The sequence below is a fragment of the Dorea sp. Marseille-P4042 genome (assembly GCF_900290215.1).
Lineage (GTDB): Bacteria > Bacillota > Clostridia > Lachnospirales > Lachnospiraceae > Dorea > Dorea formicigenerans.
Genome location: NZ_OLMI01000001.1, coordinates 604,366 through 630,388, shown reverse-complemented (window position 1 = coordinate 630,388; position 26,023 = coordinate 604,366). Strand labels below are relative to the sequence as shown.

Annotated in this window: 21 protein-coding genes; 19 read left to right on the top strand and 2 right to left on the bottom strand. The window is 42.6% G+C overall.

The window, feature by feature from the left end; all coding sequences use genetic code 11:
* Window positions 1-113: 113 nt before the first annotated feature.
* Genes C7E02_RS03230 through C7E02_RS03220 form a run of 3 tightly spaced genes read left to right on the top strand, consistent with a single transcriptional unit; the run spans window position 114 to window position 3,695 of the window.
* A complete protein-coding gene (locus C7E02_RS03230; protein WP_105308781.1) occupies window positions 114-926 on the top strand; it encodes an FAD binding domain-containing protein in 813 nt (270 codons plus the stop codon).
* Complete coding sequence (locus C7E02_RS03225; RefSeq protein WP_005336782.1) at window positions 916-1,401, top strand: (2Fe-2S)-binding protein; 486 nt, start codon at window positions 916-918, stop codon at window positions 1,399-1,401. Before C7E02_RS03230 ends, C7E02_RS03225 begins: the two co-directional genes overlap by 11 nt.
* Window positions 1,389-3,695 (top strand): xanthine dehydrogenase family protein molybdopterin-binding subunit, encoded by a 2,307-nt coding sequence (locus C7E02_RS03220; protein WP_022279318.1) that lies wholly within the window; start codon window positions 1,389-1,391, stop codon window positions 3,693-3,695. The genes C7E02_RS03225 and C7E02_RS03220 overlap by 13 nt, the downstream gene beginning before the upstream one ends.
* A gap of 77 nt (window positions 3,696-3,772) precedes the next feature.
* Here C7E02_RS03220 and aroC read toward each other — a convergent pair whose 3' ends face one another.
* Window positions 3,773-4,876, bottom strand: coding sequence for a chorismate synthase (aroC, locus tag C7E02_RS03215; RefSeq protein WP_022279319.1), 1,104 nt, complete (start codon window positions 4,874-4,876; stop codon window positions 3,773-3,775).
* Between the two features lie 167 nt (window positions 4,877-5,043).
* Between aroC and C7E02_RS03210 the strand changes: the two genes are divergently transcribed.
* From C7E02_RS03210 to C7E02_RS03155, 12 genes are all read left to right on the top strand, one after another.
* Entirely contained in the window at window positions 5,044-6,585 is a 1,542-nt protein-coding gene (locus C7E02_RS03210) for a L,D-transpeptidase family protein (protein ID WP_186279111.1), read from the top strand.
* 15 nt (window positions 6,586-6,600) lie between these two features.
* Window positions 6,601-7,731, top strand: a complete 1,131-nt coding sequence (gene tgt / locus C7E02_RS03205) for a tRNA guanosine(34) transglycosylase Tgt (RefSeq protein ID WP_005336760.1) — start codon at window positions 6,601-6,603, stop codon at window positions 7,729-7,731.
* 185 nt (window positions 7,732-7,916) lie between these two features.
* On the top strand, window positions 7,917-8,222 hold the full coding sequence (gene yajC / locus C7E02_RS03200) for a preprotein translocase subunit YajC (RefSeq protein WP_005336758.1): 306 nt from the start codon (window positions 7,917-7,919) through the stop codon (window positions 8,220-8,222).
* A 51-nt stretch (window positions 8,223-8,273) separates the two neighbouring features.
* Window positions 8,274-9,194: an alpha/beta hydrolase gene (locus C7E02_RS03195; protein ID WP_005336756.1), complete on the top strand. Its 921-nt coding sequence runs from the start codon at window positions 8,274-8,276 to the stop codon at window positions 9,192-9,194.
* A 2-nt stretch (window positions 9,195-9,196) separates the two neighbouring features.
* Window positions 9,197-11,017, top strand: coding sequence for a DUF6320 domain-containing protein (locus C7E02_RS03190; RefSeq protein ID WP_005336754.1), 1,821 nt, complete (start codon window positions 9,197-9,199; stop codon window positions 11,015-11,017).
* 22 nt (window positions 11,018-11,039) lie between these two features.
* Window positions 11,040-11,816, top strand: coding sequence for a uridine phosphorylase (gene udp, locus C7E02_RS03185; protein WP_105308779.1), 777 nt, complete (start codon window positions 11,040-11,042; stop codon window positions 11,814-11,816).
* A gap of 4 nt (window positions 11,817-11,820) precedes the next feature.
* Window positions 11,821-12,519, top strand: a complete 699-nt coding sequence (gene deoD / locus C7E02_RS03180) for a purine-nucleoside phosphorylase (RefSeq protein WP_105308778.1) — start codon at window positions 11,821-11,823, stop codon at window positions 12,517-12,519.
* A gap of 148 nt (window positions 12,520-12,667) precedes the next feature.
* Window positions 12,668-13,750 carry a 3-isopropylmalate dehydrogenase gene (gene leuB / locus C7E02_RS03175; protein WP_105308777.1) on the top strand — a complete coding sequence of 361 codons (1,083 nt, stop codon included), beginning with the start codon at window positions 12,668-12,670 and terminating at the stop codon, window positions 13,748-13,750.
* Between the two features lie 116 nt (window positions 13,751-13,866).
* A complete protein-coding gene (gene ilvD / locus C7E02_RS03170) occupies window positions 13,867-15,540 on the top strand; it encodes a dihydroxy-acid dehydratase (protein WP_005336746.1) in 1,674 nt (557 codons plus the stop codon).
* 23 nt (window positions 15,541-15,563) lie between these two features.
* On the top strand, window positions 15,564-17,240 hold the full coding sequence (gene ilvB, locus C7E02_RS03165) for a biosynthetic-type acetolactate synthase large subunit (protein WP_005336742.1): 1,677 nt from the start codon (window positions 15,564-15,566) through the stop codon (window positions 17,238-17,240).
* A 48-nt stretch (window positions 17,241-17,288) separates the two neighbouring features.
* Window positions 17,289-18,371, top strand: a complete 1,083-nt coding sequence (gene serC / locus C7E02_RS03160; RefSeq protein ID WP_005331142.1) for a 3-phosphoserine/phosphohydroxythreonine transaminase — start codon at window positions 17,289-17,291, stop codon at window positions 18,369-18,371.
* Between the two features lies 1 nt (window position 18,372).
* Entirely contained in the window at window positions 18,373-19,536 is a 1,164-nt protein-coding gene (locus C7E02_RS03155) for a phosphoglycerate dehydrogenase (RefSeq protein ID WP_022279325.1), read from the top strand.
* A gap of 191 nt (window positions 19,537-19,727) precedes the next feature.
* On the opposite strand, the gene C7E02_RS03150 is transcribed toward C7E02_RS03155, so the two are convergent.
* Window positions 19,728-20,945: a ribose-phosphate pyrophosphokinase gene (locus C7E02_RS03150; RefSeq protein WP_005336735.1), complete on the bottom strand. Its 1,218-nt coding sequence runs from the start codon at window positions 20,943-20,945 to the stop codon at window positions 19,728-19,730.
* Window positions 20,946-21,151: 206 nt separating this feature from the next.
* Between C7E02_RS03150 and der the strand changes: the two genes are divergently transcribed.
* From der to spoIVA, 4 genes are all read left to right on the top strand, one after another.
* The gene (gene der, locus C7E02_RS03145) at window positions 21,152-22,480 is read left to right on the top strand and encodes a ribosome biogenesis GTPase Der (protein ID WP_105308776.1); all 1,329 of its coding nucleotides are present in this window, start codon (window positions 21,152-21,154) and stop codon (window positions 22,478-22,480) included.
* 3 nt (window positions 22,481-22,483) lie between these two features.
* Window positions 22,484-23,125: a glycerol-3-phosphate 1-O-acyltransferase PlsY gene (plsY, locus tag C7E02_RS03140; RefSeq protein WP_105308775.1), complete on the top strand. Its 642-nt coding sequence runs from the start codon at window positions 22,484-22,486 to the stop codon at window positions 23,123-23,125.
* Between the two features lie 14 nt (window positions 23,126-23,139).
* Complete coding sequence (locus tag C7E02_RS03135) at window positions 23,140-24,153, top strand: NAD(P)H-dependent glycerol-3-phosphate dehydrogenase (RefSeq protein WP_105308774.1); 1,014 nt, start codon at window positions 23,140-23,142, stop codon at window positions 24,151-24,153.
* A gap of 368 nt (window positions 24,154-24,521) precedes the next feature.
* Window positions 24,522-25,994, top strand: coding sequence for a stage IV sporulation protein A (gene spoIVA / locus C7E02_RS03130; RefSeq protein WP_022279328.1), 1,473 nt, complete (start codon window positions 24,522-24,524; stop codon window positions 25,992-25,994).
* Window positions 25,995-26,023 lie beyond the last annotated feature (29 nt).

The following is a 26,023-nucleotide window of genomic DNA, read 5'->3' as shown; positions in this document are numbered from 1 at the left end:
AAGAACAAAAACAGGTTTTGACAAATCACCTATATTTCCGTAAAATATAATTGGTTATTTATGCAAAATGGATTGTAAAATTTCTGAAAAATCAGGGAGAATGAAGAGAGATTATGATTAAGATCAAGAATTATAAAAAGGTAGAAAACCTGGAAGAAGCCTGGGAGCTGAACCAGAAGCGCATGAACCGGATTATTGGAGGTATGCTCTGGGTAAAGATGAGTGATGCTAATGTGCAGACTGCAATCGACCTGTCCGGACTTGGGCTGAATCAGATCGAAGAGACAGAAGAGGAGTTCAGGATCGGCTGCATGGTCACGCTTCGTCAGATGGAATTGCATGAAGGATTGTCTCATTATACAGAAGGCGCAGTGAAAGACGCATTTCGACATATTGTAGGAGTACAGTTCCGTAATCTTGCAACAGTCGGAGGAAGTCTGTTCGGCAGATTTGGATTCTCAGATGTGTTGACACTTCTGCTTGTATTAGATTGTGATGTGGAGCTTTACAAAGGAGGAATCATGTCCATTCAGGAATTTGCGAAACTTAAAAGAGACAATGACATTCTGGTTCACATTATAATAAAGAAGACGCCAGTTCATATTTGTTATCAGTCTGTGAGAAATACAGTGACAGATTTCCCGACACTTAACCTGACAGCAGCAATCTTTGCTGATAAGATGCGTATTAGTATCGGTGCCAGACCGGGAAAAGCTATGTTGTTCGAAGACACGGCTGGATTGTTGAAGGGGCTGACAGATGGAAGTGTTACAGAAGAAGTGATGCACACATTTGCCAAAGAGATAAAAGAAAAGCTTCCGACTGGAAGTAATATGCGAGGAACTGCTGAGTATCGAAGCCATCTGGCAGAGGTTATGACCGTTCGCGCACTTCGTATACTGGGAGGTGACAGACATGCAGATTAGTATCGTACTTAATGGAAAGAAAATTCAGGAAGAGATCGAACCGGACTTGCTTCTTATAGATTTTGTAAGAAAGCATGGATGTAAAAGTGTAAAACGTGGATGTGAGACTTCAGGTTGTGGACTTTGCACAGTATTTTTAGATGACAAGCCGGTACTATCCTGTTCTATTCTGGCAGCCAGAGTAGATAGACATAAAGTCACAACGCTTGAAGGGCTTAAGGAAGAAGCGGAAGAGTTTGGCGCATTCATTGCAGACCAGGGAGCAGAGCAGTGTGGTTTCTGTAATCCGGGCATGATTATGAATGCACTGGCATTATTCCGTGAAAATGAATTTCCGAATGAGGAAGAGATAAAAGAGTATCTGGCAGGGAATCTGTGCCGCTGTTCCGGATATGAGGGACAGCTTCGTGGAATCCAGAATTTCCTTGTCTGGAGGAAAGAAAAAAGAGGGGAGAAAGTATCATGCAAATTGTAAATCAGCCAGTCAGAAAAAAAGATGCCATGCAGCTTGTGACCGGTCAGCCAGTATATATGGATGATATGATCCCGGAAGATTGTCTGATCGTAAAACTGCTCAGATCCCCTCATGCAAATGCGGTGGTGCAGGAGATTCAGACAGATAAGGCAATGAAAGTTCCTGGAATTGAGGCCATCTATACATGGAAGGATATCGACCAGAACGGACGAAGATTTACATGTGCAGGACAGACTTATCCAGAACCCAGTCCATATGACCGTCTGATTCTGGATCGTCATGTCAGATTTGTAGGAGATCCGGTTGCGATTGTGGCAGGAGAGACAGAAAAAGCGGTGGACAGAGCCATTTCCATGATCAAGGTACAGTACGAGGTGTTGGAACCGATCCTTGATTATCATAAAGCTTTGGATAATCCAATTCTGGTGCACCCGGAAGATAACTGGGAGGCACTTTGTCCGGTAGGAGCAGATAATAAAAGAAATCTGTGCGCACATGAGGCGAGTGAACATGGAGATATTGATCAAGTACTGTCAGACTGTGACATTATCATCGACCAGGTATATCATACAAAAGCGTGCCAGCAGACGATGATGGAAACAATGCGTACATATTGTTCCATTGATACATATGGACGTCTGAATGTATTTAGCTCTACCCAGATTGTGTTTCATTGCAGAAGGATCATTGCAAATGCACTTCATATTCCAAAATCACAGGTACGTGTCAGCAAGCCGCGTATCGGAGGAGGTTTTGGAACAAAACAGACAGCGGTCTGTGAGGTCTATCCGGCATATGTGACCTGGATGACAAAGAAGCCGAGCAAGATTATTTTCACCCGTGAGGAATGTATGACAGCTTCTTCTCCGCGACATGAGATGGAAATGCATGTGAAACTTGGAGCTATGAAAGATGGAACTATCCGTGGAATTGATCTGTACACCATTTCTAACACAGGTGCCTATGGGGAACATGGGCCGACAACAGTCGGACTGTCCGGGCATAAATCGATTCCGCTTTACGGAAAAGCAGAGGCATTCCGCTTTGTTTACGACGTGGTTTATACGAATGTTATGTCTTCTGGAGCTTATCGTGGATATGGTGCAACACAGGGACTTTTTGCCATTGAGACGGCAGTTAATGAACTGGCAGAAAAACTCCATATGGATCCGATGAAACTTCGTGAGATGAACATAGTAAAAGAAGGACAGGTCATGCCTGCATTTTACGGTGAGACAAATACAAGCTGTGCCTTGGACCGTTGTATTGCAAAGGTGAAAGAGATGAGTCACTGGGATGAGAATTATCCGGTCCGCGAACTAGGACATGGAAAAGTCCGTGCTCTTGGTATGGGACTTGCCATGCAGGGATCTTGTATCAGTGGATTAGATGTAGGCAGTGCAGCGCTAAAACTGAATGATGAAGGTTTCTACATTATGCGAATTGCAGCAGCAGACATGGGAACAGGTTGTGATACGATTCTTGCACAGATTGCAGCAGAAGTATTGGAGTGTCCGCTTGATAAAGTAATTGTATTTGGAGCAGATACGGATGCATCACCATATGATTCAGGATCTTATGCATCCAGTACGACTTATGTAACCGGAAAGGCAACTGAGCTGTGTGCGAGAAAGCTTAGAGATAAGATTCGTCTTGTCGGAGCTAAGATGCTTGGATGTGACGAGAAAGAAGTAGAATTTGACGGTGATAAAGTCATCTATAGAGGCGAAAAGACTCTGGAAAAAACAGAAGTTTCCCTGTTTGATATTGCAACAGCGTCTATGGCGGGCAACAGTATTGCTCTGGAAGAGACTGTGACCATGAGCCAGCCAACTTCACCACCGCCATTTATGGCAGGCGTGGCAGATGTGGAAGTGGATCTTCTGACCGGACAGGCAAAAGTGATAGATTATTATACTGCTGTTGACTGTGGGACTCCGGTGAACCCAAACCTGGCAAGAGTTCAGGCTGAGGGCGGAATCCTTCAGGGAATCGGAATGGCACTGACGGAGAATATCACTTATGATGCAAAGGGAAGACTTTATGAAAATTCTCTCATGCAATATAAGATTCCGACAAGAGAAGATATCGGTCATATTCATGTAGAGTTTGAGAGCAGCTATGAAAAGTCTGGTCCATTTGGCGCAAAATCTATCGGTGAGGTCGTGATCAATACACCACTTTCGGCAATTGCTCATGCAATTTATAATGCAACCGGACACCGATTCAGGGAACTCCCAATCATGCCGGAACAAATTGCTATGTGTGAAGAAAATCCGATGTGGGAAAAGTAGGGTTATAGTACAGATAAATGAGTTGAAAAGAGAAGTCGTAAGGGTAAAAGCTTAGGACTTCTCTTTTTTTGACGTTATTATTCTTTACAGTAAAATGCTTCTAAGGCATCCATCTTTGCGGACATATTTATCATCATCTGGTCTAAAATTGTGATTGCGGCCATAGATTCTACAACAACAACAGCCCTTGGTACAACAACCGGATCGTGACGTCCGGTAATGGCAATCGTCGTATCTTCGAAAGCCGTATTGATGGTCTGCTGTTCCTTACTGATGGAAGGAGTCGGTTTAAATGCAGCCCGCAAAATCAGCTCAGAACCATCACTCATACCTCCGAGGATTCCGCCGGCGTGGTTCGTCTTTTTTATAACGGCACCATTCTGACATATAAATGCATCATTGTTGCTGCTGCCGTGGCTTTTTGAAGCTTCAAATCCGTCACCGATTTCCACACCTTTGACAGCGCCAATGGAAACGACAGCTTTTGCGAGAGAAGCGTCAAGTTTATCAAAGACTGTCTCACCGATTCCGGCCGGCATGCCTTTTACGCGGCATTCAACAATTCCACCGGAAGAATCCTGATTTTTCATGCAGGATTCCAGATAATCGGAAGCTTTTTTTGCATAAGCATTATTTGGCATATATAACATATTTTCGGCAATATCTTCATAACGATATTCCGTTTCAGGAATACAGATATCTCCAATAGAACGGGTAAAGGCAATCAGGTCGATTCCTAATTGTTCCAGGATTTTTTTTGCAATTGCACCGGCTGCGACCCGGCCAATTGTTTCACGGGCAGAAGAACGTCCGCCACCGCGGTAATCGCGGATGCCATATTTTGCATCAAATGTATAATCAGCATGTCCGGGACGGTAACAGTCTTTAATTTTACCGTAATCTCTGGAACGCTGGTCCTGATTGTAGACAATGACAGAGATTGGTGTGCCGGTTGTCTTACCCTCGAAAACACCGGAGAGAATCTGGGCAGTGTCGCTTTCATTTCTCTTCGTTGTAAATTTACTCTGGCCAGGTTTTCTTCGGTCGAGCTGTTTTTGTATATCTTCTTCACTTAAGGAAAGTCCTGAAGGACACCCGTCGATCACAACACCGATTGCAGGTCCGTGAGATTCTCCCCATGTGGTGATACGGAACAATGTTCCATAAGTTGATCCAGCCATAATGTCAATTTCTCCTTTGATGTCATAGGTTTTGTTATAGATTCCTTTTTATTATAAAACAATCTTAATAAATTCTTCAAGAATTTTTCGTGAATTAGCTCTGTACTTTTAGAAGAGTGCATATTATAATGATAGCGTGTGAACTAGAAAAGGGGAGTTTGACGAACATGTTTGGAAAAAAGAAGAAAAACGAGTACGAAGAAGAAGTAGTAGAAGAAGGCAGAGACGAGTTTGACGTAGATTATAATGACGATGAAGATTTCGAGACAGACTTTGTATCTCTGGACGAAGATGAAGATGAGAAACCAAAGAGAGGCGGCATTGGCAAGAAGGTAGGTATCACGTTTGGTGTGATCTTAGCAGTTCTGGTAGTTGCTTATATTGGCATGGCGGTTTACTTTGACAGTCATTTTATGTTCAACACAACGATCAATGGTAATAATTTTGCATTGAAGAGTGTTGCACAGGTGGAAAAATATATGGAACAACAGGTTGCGGATTATACTTTGACACTTCAGGAATCTGACGGCGACAGTGAACAGATTACAGGAAGCGAGATTTCTTTGGAATATGTGCCGGGAGATGAAGTTAAAGAGCTGGCAAAGAAGCAGAACAAGTTTCTTTGGATTACATCTCTGTGGGAGAAGCCGGTGATTGAGGCAAAGATTGGAGTGAAGTATGATGAGAATGCACTTGCAAGGCGTATTGAGAGTTTGAATTGCCTGAAAGAAGAGAATCAGGTGGCTTCTGTAGATGCGCATCCAGAATTCCAGAATACAGAGTTTGTGATCGTGCCAGAGGTCATTGGTACGCAGATTGATACAGAGACATTTAATAAAGATATCAGAGAGTCGATAGAAGGATTCCAGGATACTTTGAATCTGACAGATACGAACTGCTATATCAAACCGAGATTTTTATCAGATTCCCAGGAAGTAGTGGCAGCAAAGGATACCATGAACAGCTATCTTGGAGCGAATATTACATATGACTTTAATCCGAATACAGAAGTGGTAGATGCATCTGTCATTTCACAGTGGGTGATTGTGGATGCAGATATGAACGTTACATTTAATCAGGAAGCAGTAAAAGAGTATATTGCTGCTCTTGCAACAAAATATAATACGAAAGGAAAACCGCGTCAGTTTACAACTGCAACAGGCAATACTGTCACGGTTGAAGGTGGCGGTTATGGCTGGAAAATCGATCAGGATGCAGAGTATGATGCATTGATCGCCAATATCCAGAATGCTGAGACTGTAACAAGAGAGCCGGAATATTCCAGTCGTGCAGTCAACCATACTGCAATGGATATGGGAAATACATATGCAGAAGTCGATCTTACCACGCAGCATATGTGGTTTATTAAAGACGGACAGATTGCGCTGGAGACAGATATTGTAACAGGTAATCCGAACAAGGGAAATGCGACACCGCAGGGAACCTATTCTTTGACATACAAGTCAAGAAATAAGACACTTCGCGGAACAAAGAAACCAGATGGAACTTACGAGTACGAGACACCGGTTGCTTACTGGATGCCATTTAATGGAGGTATCGGATTCCACGATGCAACATGGCAGTCTTCATTTGGAGGCAACAGATATTTAAGTCATGGTTCACATGGCTGTATTAATATGCCGAAAGATAAAGCGGCGGCACTTTATGACCTGATTCCGGATGGATGCCCGGTAGTATGTCATTATTAAAGAGAGGGAAAGATTGTGTATGAATTATTAAAGACAGATGGTCTTGCCAAAAGAGGAAGATTACATACAGTACATGGGGTCATTGAGACCCCTGTATTTATGAATGTAGGAACTATTGCGGCAATCAAGGGCGCGGTGTCAACAACAGATCTGCAGGAGATTGGGACACAGGTTGAATTATCCAACACATATCATCTTCATGTAAGACCGGGAGATGAAGTCGTAAAGAAACTTGGCGGTCTTCATAAGTTTATGGTGTGGGACAAGCCGATTCTTACTGATTCCGGTGGATTTCAGGTGTTTTCGCTGGCAGGGCTCAGAAGAATAAAAGAAGAGGGAGTATACTTTAACTCTCATATCGATGGAAGAAAGATTTTTATGGGACCGGAGCAGAGCATGCAGATCCAGTCCAATCTGGCCTCCACCATTGCGATGGCATTTGACGAGTGTCCGTCCAGCGTTGCAGACCGGGATTATATGGAAAATTCTGTGAACCGTACGACCAGATGGCTTAAGAGATGTAAAGCAGAGATGGACAGACTGAACAGTCTGCCGGATACAATTAACAAGCATCAGATGTTATTCGGCATCAATCAGGGCGGCGTGTATGAGGATATCCGTGTGCGCCATGCACAGGAGATTTCAGAACTGAATCTGGATGGCTATGCAGTTGGCGGACTTGCAGTTGGAGAGAGTCATGAGGAGATGTACCGGATTCTGGATGCAGTTGTGCCGCATCTGCCACAAAATAAACCGACATATCTGATGGGAGTCGGAACACCGGCGAATATTCTGGAAGCTGTAGAACGTGGTGTTGACTTCTTTGACTGTGTATATCCAAGCAGAAACGGACGCCATGGGCATGTGTATACGAATCATGGAAAGATGAATCTGTTCAATGCCAAGTATGAGTTAGATACAAGACCAATTGAGGAAGGTTGTAACTGCCCGGTATGCAGAACGTATTCCAGAGCTTATGTGAGACATCTTCTGAAAGCAAAGGAGATGCTCGGCATGAGATTTTGTGTACTTCATAATCTATATTTCTATAATAAGATGATGGAAGAGGTCCGTGAGGCAATTGAGGCAGGAAGATACAAAGAATATAAAGAAGAGAAGCTTCGTAGAATGGCAGAGGGCGAGTAGATTGCAGACAGATCAGAAAAATCGCAGCTGATATTTGGTGCAGGAACGGGCAGGATTTTCAGGTGATGATCATGAAAAGAGAAAATATTTATAAAATCACGTAGAAATGATGAAAATATCTTGATGAAAATGTCAAATTCCTGTATAGTAGAAACAGTGTTTAATGAAATTTAGGAGGAAATATTATGTACGCATTGGCAGCACAGAGTGCAGGAACAAACTGGGTAGTACTGATTTTAGTATATGTAGTAATATTCGGTGGATTTTATATGTTATTCATGCGCCCACAGAAAAAAGAGCAGAAGAGAGTCCAGGAGATGATCGCAGAGATGGAAGTCGGTGATACCGTACTTACAACAAGCGGTTTCTACGGAGTAATCATCGACATTACAGATGATGATCTTATCGTAGAGTTTGGTAATAATAAGAACTGTAGAATCCCGATGCAGAAAGCAGCAATCGCACAGGTTGAGAAAGCATCTGCTGAATAGGAAGATGAGGAGTGAAGAAGAATCCCGGGACCGGGGTTCTTCTTTTTCTATATGGCGATCAATCATTCTATGAAGAAGATTTTAAAGGCACTGTCGTTTGACGGGATTGAGGTGGAGGCAGCCAGACATCTTGCCAGCCTCAAAGCGATAGACCCAATGAAAATCTTTCACAAAACAATCGATTACAAGATATATAACGGAGATTACGAAGTGCCGGTGCGTATTTATCTGCCGAGAGAAAAGGTGACGGAAGATCTTCCGGTCTTTTTGTTCTTCCACGGTGGCGGCTGGGTAACGGATTGTATTGATAATTATGAAAGAATCTGTGCAAGACTGGCATCCGCGACAGAACATATTGTGGTGTCGGTAGAATACAGACTGGCGCCGGAACACCCATTTCCAACAGGTTTTATGGACTGTTATGCAGTGGCCAAAGCCATTTATACAAATCGGTTTATTTTAAATGTGAATCCTCAACGCATTACATTGATTGGTGACAGTGCCGGCGGAAATCTTGCGGCAGCAGTTTCACTGAAAGCAAGAGATGATGGGATTTTTAATCCTCAAAGACAGATTTTGATCTATCCGGCAGTGAATCATGACTACAGTGAAACATCCAGGTTCCAGTCAGTAAAAGACTGTGGGAGTGATTATCTTCTGACAGCGGGAAAGATGCGTGATTATATTGATTTTTATGCGGCCAGAGAAGAGGATAAGAAGAATAAATATTTTGCACCACTGATGGAGACGGATTACAGAAATCAACCGGATACATTAATTCTGACAGCAGAGTTCGATCCACTTCGAGATGAAGGGGAAGAATATGGAAAACGGCTAAAGGAAGCCGGTAATTACGTGGAGGTTCATCGAATCAAAGATGCGCTTCACGGATATTTTGCGCTTGGGATCCGGTATTTCCATGTGCAGGAAAGTTTTGAACTGATCAATCAGTTCTTAAGTAGGAGGGAATAAAAGTGTTCCAGCAAAGAAGAGCGTATTGGCGGAATCTGGACAATGCGGCAAAAATGTTTTCCGCTGCCAGCAGCCCGAAGGATACAAGGGTATTTCGCTTTTACTGCGTATTAAAAGAAAAGATTGATGGAAGTGTTCTTAAGATGGCATTGGATCAGACAATCCAGAAGTATCCGGTCTTTCTGTCAGTCATGCGAAAAGGACTTTTCTGGCATTATCTTGAGAAAAGTGATCTGTGGCCGGTCGTAAGGGAAGAGTACAAGGAACCGTGCAGCCATCTTTATATAAGAGATAAAAAAGAATTATTATTTGAAGTCACCTATTATAAGAACCGGATTAATTTTGAAGTGTTTCATGCACTGACAGATGGGACGGGAGCAACTGAATTTTTGCGTGAGCTTGTGAAGAACTATCTTTATCTGATGCATGAAAAGGATGGTCTGGAAAATGTGATCCTTACGGAGCAAGATCTGACAGTAAAAGATCAGGAGGAGGATGGTTTTGGCCGTTACTACAATCCAGATGAGCGTGGCACGAGAAAGAAAAAGAATCATGCTTATCAGATTCGCCGGGAGAGTAAGGAATATGAAGAACTTCAGATTGGCGAGACGACTGCCTCAGTAAAAGAACTTCTGGAAGTATCAAGAAAACATGGCGTATCCATGTCTGTATTTTTGACGGCAGCGATGATCTGTGCGATTCATGAAGAACAAAGTAAGATTCAGGAAAAGAAGCCTGTAATTTTAATGGTTCCAGTGAATTTGAGAAAAATTTTTCCATCTGATTCTATGCTGAATTTTTTTAGTTATATTGAACCGGGATATCGTTTCGGGGAAGGCAAAGATTCTTTTGATGATGTGCTGGAAGCAACAAAGCAGTATTTTGAAGAAAATCTGTCAAAAGAAAAAATTGCGGAACGTATGAACAATCTGATTGCCTATGAGAAACATAAAATTTTAAAATGGGCGCCACTGGAACTGAAGAACCGTTGTATCAAGATGGGAGCGAAGCTTGCAGAGCGGGAAGTGACAGCAGTATTGTCCAATATGAGTGTGGTGAAGATGCCGCCGGAATATGCAAAATATATTGAACGTTTCGGAGTTTACACAAGCACCATGCGTACAGAGCTTTGTGTATGCTCTTTTGGAGATACATTGTCATTTGCGTTTACTTCCAGATATGACAGCACGAATATTCAGCGTAATTTTTATCGCATATTGAAGGAACAGGGAATCTTCGTAAAAAAAGTGGAAGCAGATTACCCGAAAGAGGTTAAACCCAATTATGAAGGAAAGAAAGTATTTCAGATTTTTAATTTCTGCTGTATTGCAGCAGTTGTTCTGTGTATCATGTTAAATCTGATCCTGACACCAGATTTACACTGGTGGATATTTGCGGTAGCAGGAGGATTTAGTATGTGGCTTGCATTTGCAACCGGATACCTGAAGCGTTATAATTTACTTAAGAATGCGATGTGGCAGCTGCTTATTGTGAGCATAGGAAGTATTTTGTGGGATATTTTCACAGGGTGGCACAGGTGGTCGGTAGATCTGGTATTGCCGCTAGTCTGCCTGATTGTGGAGATATTGATGGAGTTGATTGCAAGGATCCAGTCACATCCGCCAAAAGAATATATGATTTATTATGTAATGGCATCGGTCTACAGCATGGTACTGCCTCTGATTCTGATGGCGACAGGTGTGATCTTGTACCGTGCATTTGCAGTTATCTGTGTGGGCTTAAGCTTTTTATTCTTTATAAGACTACTTCTATTTAGAAAAAAAGAATTTAAAGAAGAAATGTATAAAAAGTTTCATGTGTAATGATGCGAAGGAGGTATGTCATATGATTAATTATTCAGAAGACAAAGACAGACAGTATCACGTACAACTGGAAGAAGGGGATGTTGGGAGATATGTGATCCTGACCGGAGATCCAAAGCGCTGTCAGAAGATTGCAGAACATTTTGAAGATGCTCTGCCTGTAGCAGACAGTCGTGAATTTACAACTTATACCGGCTATCTGGAAGGGGAGAAAGTCAGTGTAACGTCGACCGGGATTGGAGGACCGTCTGCGGCAATCGCACTGGAAGAACTGGCAAATGTAGGAGCCGATACATTTATCCGGGTGGGAACAAGTGGAGGTATGCAGTTAGAGGTAAAAAGTGGTGATCTTGTCATTGCTACAGGAGCAGTCCGCATGGAAGGAACAAGCAAAGAATATGCGCCAGTTGAGTTTCCGGCAGTATCGGATTTTCATATCACGAATGCGCTTGTAGAGGCAGCAGAAAATCTGAAAATTCCTTATCATGTGGGTGTGGTGGAATGTAAAGATTCTTTTTATGGGCAGCATGCACCACAGACGAAGCCTGTTGGATATGAACTGTTAAATAAATGGAATGCATGGGTTCAGTGTGGCTGCCTGGCCTCAGAGATGGAATCAGCAGCACTATTCGTTGTGGCAAGTTACAGGAAAGTACGGATTGGAACGGTTCTTCTTACAATGGCGAACCAGGAGCGTGCAAAGAAAGGACTGGATAATCCAGTCGTGCATGATACAGAGGCACCGATTCGTACAGCAGTAGAAGCACTTCGTATACGGATTAGAAAAGAGAGGAGATAATGCTATGGGAACACCACACAATGAAGCAGAAAAAGGAGAGATTGCAAAACGAGTTCTGATGCCGGGAGATCCGCTTCGTGCAAAATATATTGCGGAACATTTTTTGAAAGATGCAGTATGTTTTAATACTGTGAGAAATATGCTCGGATACACGGGAACTTATAAAGGAGAGAAGATTTCTGTTATGGGAGGCGGTATGGGAGTCCCATCGGTCGGAATCTATACTTATGAACTGTACCATGAATATGAAGTGGAAGAAGTTATCCGCATCGGCTCGGCAGGAGCCCTTCAGGATGATGTGGATCTTCGGGATGTGGTCATTGCTGTAGGTGCCTGTACAGATTCGAATTATGCCGCACAGTATAATCTTCCGGGAACATTTGCACCGATTGCGGATTATGAATTACTGGAAAGTGCCGTAAACACGGTAAGAGAGAAAGGTCTGACAGTCCGTGCCGGAAATGTACTTACTTCCGATGTATTTTATAATGATGATCCGACAGTCAATGACCGTTGGCGCAAGATGGGAGTACTTGCAGTGGAAATGGAAGCAGCAGCACTTTATATGAATGCAGCAAGAGCAGGAAAAAAGGCACTCTGCATGCTTACAATTTCCGATCATTTATACAAAGATGAAAAATTATCTGCCAGGGAGCGACAACTGGGATTTGATAATATGATACAAATTGCATTAGATATGTGATTTTGATGGAGTATTTGCTTATTTTCTAGGTGCCGGAGCAGTTTTTTTGATAGGTTTAGCGTATTAAAGTATTGAAATCTGTTAAAAAATAGGCTAATATAAAAAACATAGATTTTTTTGCAGCACTAGTTTAGGAAGGAAGATACATATGAATTTAGAAATTGGCGTGATCAAAGGGGACGGAATTGGCCCGGAAATCGTAACAGAGGCGATGAAAGTATTAGATAAAGTAGCCAAGCGTTACAGTCATAATATAGAGTACAGACAGTTACTGATGGGTGGAGCTTCCATCGATGTGCATGGTGTTCCTCTTACCGATGAGACAGTAGCAGAGGCAAAATCCTGCGATGCAGTTCTGATGGGATCTATCGGTGGAAACACAAGTACATCGCCATGGTACAAATTAGAGCCATCTAAAAGACCGGAGGCAGGACTTCTCCGTATCCGTAAAGAGTTGAATCTTTTTGCAAACTTAAGACCGGCAATTCTTTACGATGAATTGAAAGGAGCATGTCCGTTAAAAGAAGAGATCACAGAAGGCGGATTTGATCTGATGATCATGAGAGAGCTTACCGGTGGACTTTACTTTGGAGAGAGAAAGACAGAAGAAGTCGACGGAGTGATGACTGCATTTGACAGTCTTACATATAACGAGAATGAAATCCGCAGAATTGCAAAGAGAGCATTTGACATTGCAATGAAGCGCAGAAAGAAAGTTACAAGTGTAGATAAAGCAAATGTTCTGGATTCTTCCAGACTCTGGAGAAAAGTAGTGGAAGAAGTTGCAAAGGATTACCCGGAAGTAACTTTGGAGCACATGCTTGTAGATAACAGTGCAATGCAGTTGGTAAAAGACCCGAAACAGTTCGATGTAATCCTGACAGAGAACATGTTCGGAGATATTCTTTCTGACGAGGCAAGTATGATCACAGGATCCATCGGAATGCTTGCAAGCGCAAGCCTGAACGAGACAAAATTTGGCCTTTATGAGCCAAGCGGCGGATCTGCACCGGATATTGCAGGACAGGGAATCGCAAACCCAATTGCAACAATTCTTTCTGCAGCAATGATGTTAAGATTTAGTTTTGACCTTGACAAAGAAGCAGACGCAATTGAGGCATCTGTGGCAAAAGTATTAAAAGACGGATATCGTACCATTGATATCATGTCTGAAGGAAAGACTCAGATCGGAACAGCCCGGATGGGTGATGAAATCGCAGCAAATATATAGAATACCAGTGTGGTGTATACTACACGATATTCGAATATTGCGTGGGATTGTAAGAGCGTGAAATGCGGAACAATCCGTGTGGTATGAAAGAATAATACAAAAAGGAGAACAAAAACATGAGAAGTGATACAGTAACAAAAGGAAAACAGCAGGCACCACATCGTTCCCTTTTTCATGCACTGGGAATGACACAGGAAGAGATGGACAGACCATTAGTTGGTATCGTAAGTTCTTATAATGAAATCGTTCCAGGACATATGAATTTGGATAAGATCGTAAATGCAGTAAAACAGGGTGTTGCAATGGCTGGCGGAACACCAGTTGTATTTCCGGCAATCGCAGTCTGTGATGGAATTGCGATGGGACATATTGGAATGAAGTATTCTCTTGTAACAAGAGATCTGATCGCAGACTCTACAGAGGCTATGGCAATGGCGCATCAGTTCGATGCACTTGTTATGGTTCCGAACTGCGATAAGAACGTACCGGGACTTCTGATGGCAGCAGCCAGAATTAATATTCCGACAATCTTTGTCAGTGGAGGACCGATGCTCGCAGGGCATGTAAAAGGCCAGAAGAGAAGTCTTTCCAGCATGTTCGAGGCTGTTGGAGCGAATGCAGCAGGAACGCTTTCTGATGAAGATCTGTGCGAATTTGAGAACAAAGTATGTCCAACATGCGGATCTTGTTCTGGTATGTATACAGCCAACAGTATGAACTGTCTGACTGAAGTGCTTGGAATGGGACTTCGTGGAAACGGAACAATCCCGGCTGTATATTCTGAGAGAATCCGTCTTGCAAAACATGCAGGTATGAAGGTTATGGAATTATTGGAGAAAAATATCCGTCCAAGAGATATTATGACAGAGGATGCAATCCTGAATGCATTGACGGTTGATATGGCACTTGGATGTTCTACAAACAGTATGCTTCACCTTCCGGCAATCGCACATGAGATTGGTATGGATTTTGAGATTGATTTCGCAAATGGAATCAGTGAAAAGACTCCAAACCTTTGCCACCTTGCGCCGGCAGGTCCGACTTATATGGAGGATCTCAATGAGGCGGGTGGTGTCTATGCGGTTATGGCTGAACTGAACAAAAAAGGATTGCTTCATACAGACTGCATGACAGTTACAGGTAAGACAGTAGGCGAGAACATTGAAGGAGTGCAGAACAAAGATCCAGAGGTTATCCGTCCAATCGACAATCCGTACAGCCAGACAGGCGGACTTGCAGTATTAAAAGGAAATCTTGCACCGGACGGAAGTGTTGTAAAGCGTTCTGCAGTAGTAGATGAAATGCTTGTACATGAAGGACCGGCAAGAGTCTTCGAATGTGAGGAAGATGCAATCACAGCAATCAAAGGCGGCAAGATCAACCACGGTGATGTTGTTGTTATCCGTTATGAAGGACCAAAGGGTGGTCCTGGTATGAGAGAGATGTTGAACCCGACTTCTGCAATCGCAGGAATGGGACTTGGTTCCAGCGTTGCTCTGATCACAGACGGACGTTTCAGTGGAGCTTCCAGAGGAGCATCTATTGGGCATGTTTCACCAGAGGCTGCAGTTGGCGGACCAATCGCACTTGTAGAAGAAGGAGATATCATCAAGATCGATATCCCGAACATGAAGCTTGAGTTAGATGTATCTGATGAAGAACTGGCTAAGAGAAAAGAAAAATGGCAGCCAAGAGAGCCGAAGGTTACAACCGGATACCTTGCAAGATATGCAGCTATGGTTACATCCGGAAACCGGGGAGCGATCCTGGAAGTACCGAAAGCTAAATAATGATAGAACAGGAGTTAGAAAGTATGCAGTTGACAGGATCAGAAATCGTAATCGAATGTTTGAAAGAGCAAGGCGTGGATACTGTATTTGGGTATCCTGGCGGAGCAATTTTAAATGTGTACGATGAATTATATAAACATCAGAATGAAATCAAGCATATCCTGACTTCCCACGAACAGGGAGCAGCGCATGCAGCAGACGGATATGCGAGAGCAACAGGTAAAGTTGGCGTGTGTCTTGCAACGAGTGGACCGGGAGCTACGAACCTTGTAACAGGGATTGCTACGGCATATATGGATTCCATTCCGATTGTTGCAATCACATGTAATGTAGGAGTTTCCCTCCTTGGAAAAGACAGTTTCCAGGAGATTGATATTACAGGAATTACGTTACCAATTACAAAGCATAACTTTATTGTAAAGGATGTAAATAATCTGGCAGCGACGATCCGTAAGGCATTTGCCATTGCGAAAAAAGGTCGTCCGGGTCCGGTTCTGATTGATATTCCGAAAGACGTCACTGCAAATAAGGCAGAGTATGTAAAAGAAAAGCCTGTAACTGTAGAGCCATCACAGAATATCTGTGAAACACAGCTTGACACAGCAGTAGAGATGATAAAGGGGGCAAAGAAGCCTTATATCTTCGTTGGCGGAGGAGCAATTTTATCCGGAGCCAGCGAAGAACTTTATACATTTGCAAAAAAAGTGGATGCACCGGTGACAGATTCTCTTATGGGAAAGGGAGCATTTCCTGGAACAGACCCGTTATATACAGGAATGCTTGGAATGCATGGAACAAAAACTTCCAATTACGGTGTCAGTGAGTGTGATCTTCTGATTGTGATCGGAGCAAGATTCAGTGACCGTGTAACCGGAAATGCACAGAAATTTGCACAGAATGCAAAGATTATCCAGATTGATGTAGATGTTGCCGAGATGAACAAAAATGTGATGATTTCTGCAGGTGTTGTAGGAGACATAAAAGTCGTTCTTGACAGATTGAATGAGCGCCTGGAACAGCAGGATCATGCAGAATGGGTGACTAAAATTCAGGAATACAAAGAAAAATATCCACTAGTTTATCATAAAGATGTATTGAGTGGTCCGTTCGTAGTAGAAGAGATTTATCGCCAGACAAAGGGCGAGGCTATTATTTCTACAGAGGTCGGACAGCATCAGATGTGGGCAGCACAGTTTTATAAATATACAAAACCAAGAACATTCCTGACATCAGGAGGACTTGGAACCATGGGATATGGTCTTGGCGCAGCTCTTGGAGCGAAGAGTGGAAGAGAAGACAAAGTGGTTGTCAATATTGCAGGAGACGGTTGCTTTAGAATGAATATGAATGAGATCGCAACTGCAGTCCGCCACAATATTCCAGTGATTCAGGTAGTCATCAACAACCACGTTCTTGGTATGGTACGACAGTGGCAGAATCTGTTTTACGGACAGAGATACTCTGCGACAGTACTGAATGATGCAGTAGATTTTGTAAAACTTGCAGAAGCAATGGGTGCAGAAGGCATCCGCGCAACAACACAGGAAGAATTTAAATCAGCTTTTGAAAAGGCAATGAATCTTGGAAGACCAGTTGTCATCGATTGTCAGATTGACAGTGATGATAAGGTATGGCCAATGGTTGCTCCTGGAGCGGCAATCAGTGAAGCGTTTGATGAAGCAGATTTGAAGAATAAATAATAAACAAATTAACAGCTCAAAAAGAGCAAGGGAAATGGAGGCAATACTATGAGTAGAGTGTACAATTTTTCAGCAGGTCCGGCAATGTTACCGGTGGAGGTCCTTAAAGAAGCAGCATCAGAGATGCTGGATTATCAGGGTTCAGGAATGTCCGTGATGGAAATGAGTCACCGCTCTCAGGTATTCCAGAATATTATCGATGAGGCAGAAGCAGATCTTAGAGACTTACTGAATATTCCGGACAATTATAAGGTACTGTTCTTGCAGGGAGGCGCATCCCAGCAGTTCGCTGCAGTTCCTATGAACCTGATGAAAAATGGTGTCGCAGATTATATTGTGACAGGCCAGTGGGCGAAAAAAGCAGCACAAGAGGCAGAAAAATACGGCAAGGTGAATGTCATTGCATCTTCCGCAGATAAGACATTTTCTTATATTCCGGATTGTTCCGATCTTCCGATTGATGACGATGCAGATTACGTATATATCTGTGAGAATAATACAATCTATGGAACGAAGTACAAAGAACTTCCGAATACGAAAGGCAAGACGCTGGTTGCAGATGTATCTTCCTGTTTCCTGTCAGAGCCTCACGATGTAGAAAAATACGGTGTTCTCTATGGTGGAGTACAGAAAAATATCGGACCTGCCGGAGTTGTGATTGCAATTATCCGTGAAGATTTGATCCGTGATGACGTACTTCCAGGCACACCGACTATGTTAAAATATAAAACACAGGCGGACAAAGGTTCTCTTTATAACACACCTCCGTGTTATGGAATTTATATTTGCGGCAAAGTCTTCAAATGGTTGAAAAAACAGGGCGGACTTGCTGCAATGAAAGAACACAATGAGAAAAAAGCAAAGATTCTGTATGATTACCTGGATCAGAGCAAGATGTTCAAAGGAACTGTTGTACCAAAAGACCGTTCTCTTATGAATGTTCCATTCGTAATTGGTGACAAAGATCTGGAGGCTAAATTCGTCAAAGAAGCAGATGCAGCCGGATTTGTAAACTTAAAAGGGCACCGTACTGTCGGAGGTATGCGTGCTAGTATTTACAACGCGATGCCAATCGAAGGCGTGGAAGCATTAGTCGAATTCATGAAGAAATTTGAAAAGGAGAACGCTTAATATGTATAAATATCATTGCTTAAATCCAATCGCAGATATTGGATTGAATAACTTTACAGAAGATTATACAAAGATTGATACTGCAGAAGGTGCAGATGCGCTTCTCGTAAGAAGTGCAGTTATGCATGACATGGAGTTTGACAAAAACTTAAAGGCTATTGGAAGAGCAGGAGCTGGAGTTAATAACATTCCTCTGGATACATGTGCGGAGCAGGGAATCGTTGTATTCAACACACCGGGAGCAAATGCAAATGGTGTAAAAGAGCTTGTGATTGCAGGTATGCTTCTTGCGTCTCGTGATATCATAGGAGGAATCAACTGGGTCCAGGAGAATGAAGAAGACGGCAATATCTTAAAAGATGCCGAAAAGGCAAAGAAACAGTTTGCCGGCTGCGAAATCGAAGGTAAGAAGCTGGGAGTCATTGGACTTGGAGCCATTGGTGTTCTTGTTGCCAATGCAGCCGTACATCTTGGAATGGAAGTTTACGGATATGATCCATATCTGTCTGTGGATGCAGCATGGAGACTGTCCAGAAATATTCATCATGCAAAGACCGTTGATGAGCTTTATAAAGATTGTGATTATATTACGATCCATGTGCCGGCTATGGATAGTACAAAAGGTATGATTGACAAGAATGCGATTGGTCTTATGAAAGATGGCGTTGTCATTCTGAATTATGCAAGAAATGTCCTAGTTGATGAAGAGGCAGTAGTAGATGCACTTGTTTCCGGACATGTTAAGAACTATGTGACAGATTTCCCGACACCAATCGTGGCAGGAGTCAAAGGTGCAATTATCACACCACACCTTGGAGCTTCTACAGAAGAGTCTGAAGATAACTGTGCGAAGATGGCAGTTGCAGAAGTAAGAAATTATCTGGAAAATGGTAATATCCAGCATTCTGTAAACTATCCGGACTGCGACATGGGAGTCAAAGGTGAAAATACAAGAATTACATTACTTCACCATAATGTACCGAATATGATCGGACAATTCACGAAGATTCTTGCAGATGATAATATGAATATCGCAGATATGACGAATAAAAGCAAAGGTGAGTATGCATATACGATGATTGACATAGATTCTGATGTGACAGACAGTGTTATCGAGGATCTAACAAAAGTTAATGATGTGTTAAGAGTACGTGTGATTCGTTAATTGGTACAACTGCAGGTTGATCAAACATAATCAAAATATAAAGAGGAATAGTGATGGAAGAGATTCTTGTAACTATTCCTTTTTTGACGTTCAAAAGTTCATAGTCTTATTTCCAATCATGAAAAATAGAACCGCCAGCTATTAACTGGCGGTCTATAAAAATGCATATATATCTGATTATGAGAAAAATCCTATAAATTTTTCTCTGCTAAATCTTTTCTGTGTCTTTCAAGAAGAGCGTGTAATCTGTCAGTCGGACTTAATACAGAACTGATAGATACATCGTGGTTCATGGAATCGATGATCAGCGCGATGAATTTACTCATATCTGCAACTGTGAAGTATTCTCTCTCATAGAATGCAGGTGGGAGGTAAGTCAGGTCCGTAGTGATCACGCGATCGATGTAACCTTTCTCATGGAATTCGTCAAATTTCTCAAATCCATCTGTGAAAAGACCAAATGTTGTACATACAAATACCTGTTTTGCACCACGGTCTTTCATCTGTTTAGCTACGTCCAACATACTTTCGCCGGAAGAAATCATATCATCGATGATGATGACAGATTTTCCTTTGATATCAGAACCTAAGAACTCATGTGCTACAATTGGGTTCTTTCCATTTATGACTGTTGAATAATCACGTCTCTTGTAGAACATACCCATGTCAACTCCGATAACGTTGGAGAAGTATACGGCACGGGACATTGCACCTTCATCCGGACTGATGATCATCAGGTGATCCGGGTCAACAGAAAGGTTTGGTTCTGCGCGAAGCAGTGCTTTCATGAACTGATATGGCGGGTTGAAACTGTCGAATCCGTAAAGCGGGATTGAATTCTGTACACGCGGATCGTGAGCATCAAATGTGAAGATATTGTCTACGCCCATGTCAATCAGTTCCTGAAGTGCCAAAGCGCAGTCCAGAGACTCACGTTTTGTACGTTTGTGCTGACGGCTCTCATACAAAAACGGCATAATAATGTTAAGGCGGTGTTCCTTACCATTAGCAGCGGAAATCAGACGTTTCAGATCCTGATAGTGATCGTCCGGTGACATGTGGTTCACATATCCGTTGACGGAATATGTCAGGCTGTAATTACATACATCTGTCATAATAAACAGGTCTTTTCCACGGACAGATTCGTTCAGGACACCTTTTGCTTCACCGCTTCCAAAACGTGGGCAATGTGCATCTACCAGATAATTGTCCTGAAGATAAGTTGCATACATTGGTGATTTTAATTCTTCACGGTAAGAGGACTGCCTGAAGTTGACAATATAGTCATTCACTTTCTGTCCCAGTTCCTTGCAGCCTTCCATAGCAATGATCTTCAGAGGGGCTCTTGGGAAAAGCTTTTCCATCTCCTTGATATCATTACTGTTACTGTTAATCGTAATGTTGTTCATAACGCTCTCCTGTTACATATAAATATTTCATTTCTTTTTAATGATATTTTGTTCTAACATAACTCACATTACAGTTATATCATTTTTACCTATGTAAGGTCAATGGTATGTTTTCTATTTTATAAACTTTACAAGTTGAAGCAGATATTGTAAAATCAAGTGGATAAGATGAAAAATCGAATATTTACAGAAATGGAGATAAATATATGAGTAAACCAGTAGTAGCGATTGTGGGTAGACCGAATGTGGGTAAGTCCACACTTTTTAATGCGCTGGCAGGAGAGAAGATTTCAATTGTAAAAGACACACCGGGAGTTACCCGTGATCGAATCTACGCAGATGTCAGCTGGCTTGATAAAGATTTTACATTGATCGACACCGGTGGTATTGAACCGGAGAGCAAGGACATTATTCTGTCGCAGATGCGTGAACAGGCTCAGATTGCTATTGATACATCAGATGTTATTATTTTTATTACAGATGTAAAGCAGGGGCTTGTGGATTCCGATTCTAAAGTTGCAGATATGTTAAGAAGAAGCGGAAAGCCGGTCATTCTTGTTGTAAACAAAGTAGATAATTTTGATAAATATATGGCAGATACTTATGAGTTCTATAATCTTGGAATCGGTGATCCGGTGCCAATCTCTGCATCATCAAGACTCGGACTTGGAGATATGCTTGATAAGGTGATCGAACATTTCCCAGAGCATGAAGGAGAAGAGGAAGAGGACTCTCGTCCGCGTGTGGCAATTGTAGGAAAACCGAACGTAGGTAAGTCTTCTATTATTAACAAGCTTCTTGGAGAGCAGCGTGTGATCGTCAGTGACATTGCAGGAACAACAAGGGATGCCATTGATACGGAGATCGTGCACAATGGAAAAGAATATGTCTTTATTGATACAGCAGGGCTTCGCAGAAAGAATAAGATTAAAGAGGAACTGGAGCGATACAGTATTATCCGTACCGTAACAGCGGTGGAGCGTGCAGATGTGGTTCTTGTCGTAATTGATGCGACTCAGGGTGTGACAGAACAGGATGCCAAGGTGGCAGGAATTGCGCATGAGCGTGGAAAAGGTGTTATCATCGTGGTAAATAAGTGGGATGCTATTGAGAAAAATGATAAGACCATGCGTGAGTATGAGAATGAAGTGCGCCGTGTCCTTTCATTTATGCCATACGCAGAGATTATGTACGTGTCTGCAGTGACAGGTCAGCGTCTTCCAAAAATGTTCGATATGATTGATATGGTCATTGAGAATCAGACACTGCGTGTTGCAACAGGGGTACTTAATGAGATTCTGATGGAAGCAACAGCAATGCAGCAGCCGCCTTCAGACAAAGGAAAGCGTCTGAAAATCTATTACATGACGCAGGTAGCGGTAAAGCCGCCTTCATTTGTAATTTTTGTCAATGATAAAGAACTGATGCATTTCTCCTATCAGAGATATCTGGAGAATAAGATCAGAGAGTCCTTTGGCTTCAAGGGAACATCACTAAAATTCTTTGTGAGAGAAAGAAAAGAAAGGGATAATTAGAAAATGGAACGTTTTATATGTCTACTGATCGGGTATGCATTTGGACTGATCCAGACAGGATACATCTATGGTAAGATGAAAGGAGTCGATATCCGAAAAGAGGGAAGCGGCAATGCAGGAAGCACTAACGCTCTTCGCACGATGGGAATCAAAGCGGGACTTGTCACACTTCTTGGAGACTGCTTTAAATGTGTCTTTGCAGTTGTGACGGTTTACCTGATTTACGGAAAGACTTACGCAGACATTTTCCCACTCCTTGCCATGGATGCAGGGATGGGTGCGGTACTTGGGCACAATTATCCATTTTATCTGAACTTTAAAGGCGGAAAAGGAATCGCAGCGACAGCCGGACTGATCTTAAGTACGACAAATGTATGGATGGTTTTAATCTGTTTATTTGCATTTCTCGGAATCGTGGCAGTGACACGTTATGTGTCTCTTGGCTCCCTGGCAGTTGTGATCATTTATCTGATCGAAGTGGTTGTGTATGGCCAGATGGGCGGATTTGGTGTAAAACCGCCGTATCTTTATGAAATGTATGGAATTGCGGCATTTCTGATGTTATCCGCATTTTATAAACATAAGGCAAATATTGTAAGACTCATGAACGGTACGGAGAATAAGATCAGTATCGGAAAGAAATAATAAGGAGGAAGATTATGGCAAAGGTAAGTGTGATAGGGGCAGGAAGCTGGGGGACTGCACTGGCGCTTCTTCTGAGTAAAAACGGTCATGATGTGACTATGTGGTCAATTCTGGAAGATGAAATCCGGATGCTGGATAAAGAGCGTGAGCACAAATCAAAGCTTCCGGGCGTGAAGCTTCCGGATACAATGAAATTTACAACAAATCTTAAGAAAGCTGTAGAAGGAAAAGATTTCCTTGTGCTTGCAGTTCCGTCTACATTTACAAGGGGAACAGCGAAAAATATGTGCCCATATGTAGCGGAAGGTCAGATCATTGTTGATGTTGCGAAAGGAATCGAAGAGTCAACTCTGATGACACTATCTCAGCAGATCGAGGATGAAATTCCACAGGCTGATGTAGCAGTCCTGTCCGGACCAAGCCACGCTGAGGAAGTAGGAAGAGGACTTCCGACTACTGTTGTTGTGGGAGCAAAGACGGAAAAGACAGCCGAGTATCTGCAGCAGATGTTCGCAAGTGAAGTGTTCCGTGTATATACAAGCCCGGATATGCTTGGCATGGAACTTGGCGGTTCTTTGAAAAATGTCATCGCTCTGGCAGCAGGTATTGCTGACGGAATGGGATATGGAGATAATACAAAGGCTGCACTCATCACAAGAGGAATTGCAGAGATTGCAAGACTAGGTGTGAAAATGGGCGGCGCAGTTGAGACATTTTCCGGACTTACAGGAATCGGTGATCTGATTGTAACGTGTGCCAGTGTCCACAGCCGTAACCGCAAAGCAGGTTATCTCATGGGGCAGGGAAAATCCATGCAGGAAGCAATGGATGAGGTTCAGATGGTAGTAGAAGGAGTGTATTCTGCAAAAGCGGCAGTAAAACTTGGCGAAAAATATGGAGTATCACTTCCGATCATCAATAAAGTCAGCGAAGTATTGTTTGATGGAAAAGACCCGAAAGAAGCAGTTAATGAACTCATGCTCAGAGATAATAAGGCGGAGCATACAGCACTTCCGTGGGAAGGATAATTATAATAAAAATTGTTTGAAACAGGACGAACACCTGGTATATCGAATACACTTGCTTCATGTACGAAACATTCCAATGAGCCTCTAAGGCAGTCAATCTTATCTGCAAGAGCAGTTAAGATTGACAGAGTCTCATTTCCATCGTACATAAGTCGCGCGTGTTATTTGATATATCAGGTGTTCTGTATTTTTAAGAGTAAGTTTCATGAATTGTTTTCGATGTGTATAAGGCGTATGTGTAAGTTTATGTTCTTTTTAAATCCATAAGCAGAAAATTCATACATAGTAAGCAGAATTCTATACATACTCGGAATGTTTTCTGCATAATCTGTTAACAGTAAAACAAGTTCATGCATGGGGGTATTTTGATGGATAGATTTCAGGTATACAAAGATATCGAAGCGAGGACGAATGGAGAAATCTACATTGGTGTTGTGGGACCGGTCCGAACGGGAAAGTCTACATTTATTAAAAGATTCATGGATGTGCTGGTGCTTCCGGAAATGGAAGATGAACATGCCAGAATGCGTACGCAGGATGAGCTGCCGCAATCTGCTTCGGGACGCACGATTATGACAACGGAACCAAAGTTCGTGCCGAAGGAAGCGGCAAAAATCCGGCTTTCTGATGACGTGGATGTGAAGGTACGTCTGATTGACTGCGTCGGTTATATGGTAGAAGGTGCTGCTGGTTATATGGACGGGGATTCCCAGAGACAGGTGAAAACACCGTGGTTTGCTTATGAGATCCCATTTGCAAAGGCTGCCGGGATTGGAACTAGAAAAGTAATTCATGATCATTCAACCATTGGAATTGTGATTACGACAGACGGTACCATCACAGACATTCCAAGAGAGAATTACAAAGATGCGGAGCGTATGACGATACAGGAATTAAATGGAATCGGAAAGCCGTTCATTGTACTTGTGAATTCAAAAGAGCCACAGGGAGAACGGGCGCAGAACACCGCGAAGAATCTGGAACAGGAATATGGAGTACGGGCGCTGCCGGTCAACTGTGAAAAACTTACCAGAGAGGATATCTGTCAGATTTTATCGGAAGTCCTTTTTGAGTTTCCGATATCTGAAATTCAGTTTTTTGTTCCGAAATGGGTGGAGATGCTTCCAAGAGACCACAAGATCAAACAAGATCTGATTGAACATGTGAGAGTGATTCTGGAACGACTTACCAAAATCCGGGATGCTCTTGGAAGTATAGATGTTTCTGAGAGTGAGTACATAGATTCCTGCAAAGTGGATCAGATTGGAATGGGTCAGGGCTGTGTGAATATCAACATTTCTATACCAGAAAGATATTATTACGAAATGTTAAGCGAGATGACGGGAACGAAGATTGCAGGACAATATGAGCTGGTTGCAACAATTCAGGAACTTGCGAAATTAAAGGAAGAATATGAAGGAGTCCGGGACGCATTTACAACTGTTCGAATGAAAGGATATGGGGTGGTCAGTCCGGTAAGAGATGAAATTACACTTTTGGAGCCGGAGCTTATCAAACAGGGAAATAAATATGGCGTGAAGATACATTCAAAGGCCCCGTCTATCCATCTGATCCGGGCGAATATCGAGACAGAGATTGCACCGATTGTCGGAACAGAAGATCAGGCGAAAGATCTTCTTACATTCATTAAGCAGGAAGCAGAAACCGAACATGGAATCTGGGAGACGAACATTTTCGGAAAATCTGTGGAAGAATTAGTGATGGATGGTATCCGGGGTAAGATTGCCATGATCGGGGATGAAAGCCAGACAAAGCTTCAGGATACAATGCAGAAGATTGTCAATGACAGTAATGGAGGACTGGTGTGCATCATCATATAAAAATGATTTACCCCCTGCATAATTTGTGC

Excerpts from the sequence above, each read along its gene's own strand:
- aroC (WP_022279319.1), bottom strand. The coding sequence starts at position 4,876 with ATGGCTGGATCAACTTATGGAACATTGTTCCGTATCACCACATGGGGA.
- yajC (WP_005336758.1), top strand. The coding sequence starts at position 7,917 with ATGTACGCATTGGCAGCACAGAGTGCAGGAACAAACTGGGTAGTACTG.
- ilvB (WP_005336742.1), top strand. The coding sequence starts at position 15,564 with ATGCAGTTGACAGGATCAGAAATCGTAATCGAATGTTTGAAAGAGCAA.
- ilvD (WP_005336746.1), top strand. The coding sequence starts at position 13,867 with ATGAGAAGTGATACAGTAACAAAAGGAAAACAGCAGGCACCACATCGT.
- plsY (WP_105308775.1), top strand. The coding sequence starts at position 22,484 with ATGGAACGTTTTATATGTCTACTGATCGGGTATGCATTTGGACTGATC.
- der (WP_105308776.1), top strand. The coding sequence starts at position 21,152 with ATGAGTAAACCAGTAGTAGCGATTGTGGGTAGACCGAATGTGGGTAAG.
- C7E02_RS03135 (WP_105308774.1), top strand. The coding sequence starts at position 23,140 with ATGGCAAAGGTAAGTGTGATAGGGGCAGGAAGCTGGGGGACTGCACTG.
- C7E02_RS03220 (WP_022279318.1), top strand. The coding sequence starts at position 1,389 with ATGCAAATTGTAAATCAGCCAGTCAGAAAAAAAGATGCCATGCAGCTT.
- deoD (WP_105308778.1), top strand. The coding sequence starts at position 11,821 with ATGGGAACACCACACAATGAAGCAGAAAAAGGAGAGATTGCAAAACGA.
- udp (WP_105308779.1), top strand. The coding sequence starts at position 11,040 with ATGATTAATTATTCAGAAGACAAAGACAGACAGTATCACGTACAACTG.
- C7E02_RS03155 (WP_022279325.1), top strand. The coding sequence starts at position 18,373 with ATGTATAAATATCATTGCTTAAATCCAATCGCAGATATTGGATTGAAT.
- leuB (WP_105308777.1), top strand. The coding sequence starts at position 12,668 with ATGAATTTAGAAATTGGCGTGATCAAAGGGGACGGAATTGGCCCGGAA.
- C7E02_RS03195 (WP_005336756.1), top strand. The coding sequence starts at position 8,274 with ATGGCGATCAATCATTCTATGAAGAAGATTTTAAAGGCACTGTCGTTT.
- spoIVA (WP_022279328.1), top strand. The coding sequence starts at position 24,522 with ATGGATAGATTTCAGGTATACAAAGATATCGAAGCGAGGACGAATGGA.
- serC (WP_005331142.1), top strand. The coding sequence starts at position 17,289 with ATGAGTAGAGTGTACAATTTTTCAGCAGGTCCGGCAATGTTACCGGTG.
- C7E02_RS03225 (WP_005336782.1), top strand. The coding sequence starts at position 916 with ATGCAGATTAGTATCGTACTTAATGGAAAGAAAATTCAGGAAGAGATC.
- C7E02_RS03230 (WP_105308781.1), top strand. The coding sequence starts at position 114 with ATGATTAAGATCAAGAATTATAAAAAGGTAGAAAACCTGGAAGAAGCC.
- C7E02_RS03150 (WP_005336735.1), bottom strand. The coding sequence starts at position 20,945 with ATGAACAACATTACGATTAACAGTAACAGTAATGATATCAAGGAGATG.
- C7E02_RS03210 (WP_186279111.1), top strand. The coding sequence starts at position 5,044 with ATGTTTGGAAAAAAGAAGAAAAACGAGTACGAAGAAGAAGTAGTAGAA.